The sequence below is a fragment of the Thermoanaerobacter thermocopriae JCM 7501 genome (assembly GCF_001310975.1).
GTDB classification, from domain to species: Bacteria; Bacillota; Thermoanaerobacteria; order Thermoanaerobacterales; family Thermoanaerobacteraceae; genus Thermoanaerobacter; species Thermoanaerobacter thermocopriae.
The window spans coordinates 1-2,820 of sequence record NZ_BAZY01000065.1 but is presented as its reverse complement, the minus strand read 5'-3'; the positions used below and the strand labels follow the sequence as shown (position 1 = coordinate 2,820).

4 protein-coding genes are annotated in these 2,820 nt (G+C 39.7%); all 4 read right to left on the bottom strand.

What is annotated here, in order from left to right; genetic code table 11:
• Nucleotides 1-13: 13 nt before the first annotated feature.
• From JCM7501_RS15535 to JCM7501_RS12325, 4 genes are read right to left on the bottom strand one after another with little or no spacing between them, the layout of a single operon-like run.
• Entirely contained in the window at nt 14-241 is a 228-nt protein-coding gene (locus JCM7501_RS15535; RefSeq protein WP_013150403.1) for a hypothetical protein, read from the bottom strand.
• Nucleotides 242-257: 16 nt separating this feature from the next.
• The gene (locus JCM7501_RS12335) at nt 258-1,082 is read right to left on the bottom strand and encodes a MetQ/NlpA family ABC transporter substrate-binding protein (protein WP_028992579.1); all 825 of its coding nucleotides are present in this window, start codon (nt 1,080-1,082) and stop codon (nt 258-260) included.
• Between the two features lie 27 nt (nt 1,083-1,109).
• Nucleotides 1,110-1,763 carry a methionine ABC transporter permease gene (locus JCM7501_RS12330; RefSeq protein ID WP_028992578.1) on the bottom strand — a complete coding sequence of 218 codons (654 nt, stop codon included), beginning with the start codon at nt 1,761-1,763 and terminating at the stop codon, nt 1,110-1,112.
• Entirely contained in the window at nt 1,756-2,790 is a 1,035-nt protein-coding gene (locus JCM7501_RS12325) for a methionine ABC transporter ATP-binding protein (RefSeq protein WP_013150400.1), read from the bottom strand. Before JCM7501_RS12325 ends, JCM7501_RS12330 begins: the two co-directional genes overlap by 8 nt.
• Between the last annotated feature and the right edge of the window lie 30 nt (nt 2,791-2,820).

Below are 2,820 nucleotides of genomic sequence, written 5' to 3'. Positions count from 1 at the left end.
TGCCGGTAAAATTTTATACATATTTAAAAAGAGGTAGTCTGTTTTTAAAATGGACTATCTCTTTTCTGTTTTTATCTCTGAAATTGGTAGTCAAAATTACCAGCCGCTTTTGTTCATCGGGGCTTGAAGCGGCAAGGATTCCCACCGCTTCAAGCCCCTTTTTTCTTACAAAATCAACTCTCATTTGAGTATCTACTGGTGTACTAGCGATGACGCCGATAATTTTATCAGATCCTGACAATAGAATCATCTCCTGCTTAAAAGGCGGGTACGACAGCACCTTTATATTTTTCTTCGATGAATTTTTTAACTTCTGGAGAATTCAAGGCTTCGGCTAACTTCATAAGCTCAGGCCTTGATTCATCGCCTTTGCGGACCACCAGTACATTGACATAGGGGGAATCTGCTGATTCGATAAAGAGCGCGTCTTTGGTGGGTATAAGTCCAGCTTCCAAGGCGTAGTTGGTGTTTATTACCGCTGCATCTACATCTGACAATACCCTAGGCAAAGTGGCGGCTTCCAGCTCGGAAATCTTAATTTTTTTAGGATTTTCAACAATGTCGCTTACCGTCGCTTTGATGCCTGCATCTGGTTTCAGCTTTATCACTCCGGCTGACTGCAGTAGCAACAGAGCTCTTCCGCCGTTTGTAGCATCATTTGGTATGGCAATGGTAGCGCCTTCTTTTAATTCACTGAGATTTTTAATTTTTTGGGAATATATTCCCATAGGTTCGATATGAACTTTAGCAATGTATGTTAAATTGAGATTGTGTTCCTTTGAAAAGTCTTCAAGATAAGGAATATGCTGAAAGTAATTAGCATCTAATTCTTTTTCAGCAAGTTTTAGATTAGGTTGTACATAATCTGTAAATTCTACAATTTCTAAATTAATTCCCTCTTTCGCAAGTATAGGTTTTACGACGTTTAAAATTTGGGCGTGGGGCACTGGAGTAGCTCCTACTTTGATGGTTATCTTTGATGTGTCCTCGGTTTGGGATTGGGATATTTGCTTTGCTCCACATCCTGAGATAAAAAGTGTTATAAGATTGAATAGTAGAACTATAGTTAAAATTTTTTTCACTTTAAATTCCTCCTTTTTAAAGATAGTTTACCGGTTTCTTGACAGATGTTTTACTAACATATCTCCTAGAAATTGAATTAGTTGTACCATAGCAACTAGAATTGCTACTGTATAAAGCATAATGTCGAGCATAAATCGCTGGTATCCATATCTTACTGCCAAATCTCCCAGTCCACCACCTCCTATAACACCTGCCATTGCAGAATATCCCACTAAATTTATAGTAGTTATGGTAATCCCTGCGGCTATTGAAGGTAAAGCCTCGGGGACTAGCACCTTGGTTATGATTTGAAGGGGTGAAGCACCCATAGCCTTGGCTGCTTCAATAACGCCGCGGTCTACCTCTCTCAATGCTGTTTCGGTAAGCCTTCCCATAAATGGAATGGCCGCTACCGAAAGAGGAACAATCGCTGCTGTGGTCCCTATAGCTTTCCCTACAAGCAATCGTGTAAAAGGTATAAGCACGATTAAAAGTATTACAAAAGGCACAGAGCGAAAAATATTCACAATAGTGCCTAGTATTTTATTTAAAGGTTCGTTATGCAGTATCTGACCTTTGTCAGTTACCATCAGAAGCACACCAAGTGGTACCCCGAAAATCGTTGCTATGAACGTTGATACCACTACCATGTATATAGTTTGCCACGTTCCGACCAGCAATAAGTTTATAGTTTCAGACATTTTCAATCACCTCCACATCGAGTCCCAGCTTTTTTAGATATTCCAGGGCATCATCTGTTCGATTGTTTTTTCCTCGGAGTTCAACCACGAGAGTACCGTAGGGAGTGCCCTGGATGTGGTCAATGTTTCCGTAAAGTATGTTGGTGTCAACGTCAAATTTTCTTACAATATTGGATATAATGGGCTTTGCTGTAATTTCTCCCAAAAAGCCAATTTTAACAATCTTGCCTTCCAAGTACCCGTGAGACAGATTTTTAATCCTATCTTTTAGTTCTTTAGGAATTTCTGATAAAGTTATAGATTTCAAAAAATTGCGAGCGGTTTCTGTCTGAGGTTTTTTAAATATTTCGAGAAGAGGACCCTGTTCCACCACACGGCTTTTTTCAATGACTGCCACTTTGTTACAAATTTGTTTAATGACATTCATTTCGTGAGTTATCAGCACTATGGTAATTCCCAGCTGCCTATTGATATCCTTTAAAAGGTTCAAAATAGAAAGAGTTGTTTCCGGGTCCAGTGCAGAAGTTGGTTCATCACACAGCAGAACCTTTGGATCATTTGCTAAGGCTCGTGCTATGCCTACCCGCTGTTTTTGACCGCCTGAAAGCTGAGAAGGATAGTTGTCAGACTTGTCGGAAAGCCCTACTAGCTCCAGAAGATTATCTACTTTTTTATCGATTGTCCTTTTGTCCAGGCCGGCAATTTCTAAAGGGAAAGCTACATTGCCTCTGACAGTTCTGGATGATAACAGATTAAAATGCTGGAATATCATGCCTATTTTTTTCCGCATTTCTTTTAATTCAGAGGGAGAAAGCCGAGTCATTTCAACACCATCTATTTCTATCGAGCCGGAAGTGGGCTTTTCAAGCATGTTTATGCAACGCAGAAGAGTACTTTTGCCTGCGCCGCTAAGGCCTATAATTCCAAAAATATCACCTTTTTCTATGTTGAGGTTGACATTTTCCAGCGCTTTGACATTTCCTGAACTTGAGTGGTAAATTTTTGTGAGATTTCTGATACGGATCAAAGAAAGCCCTCCTTTTCCAAAATAAAAATT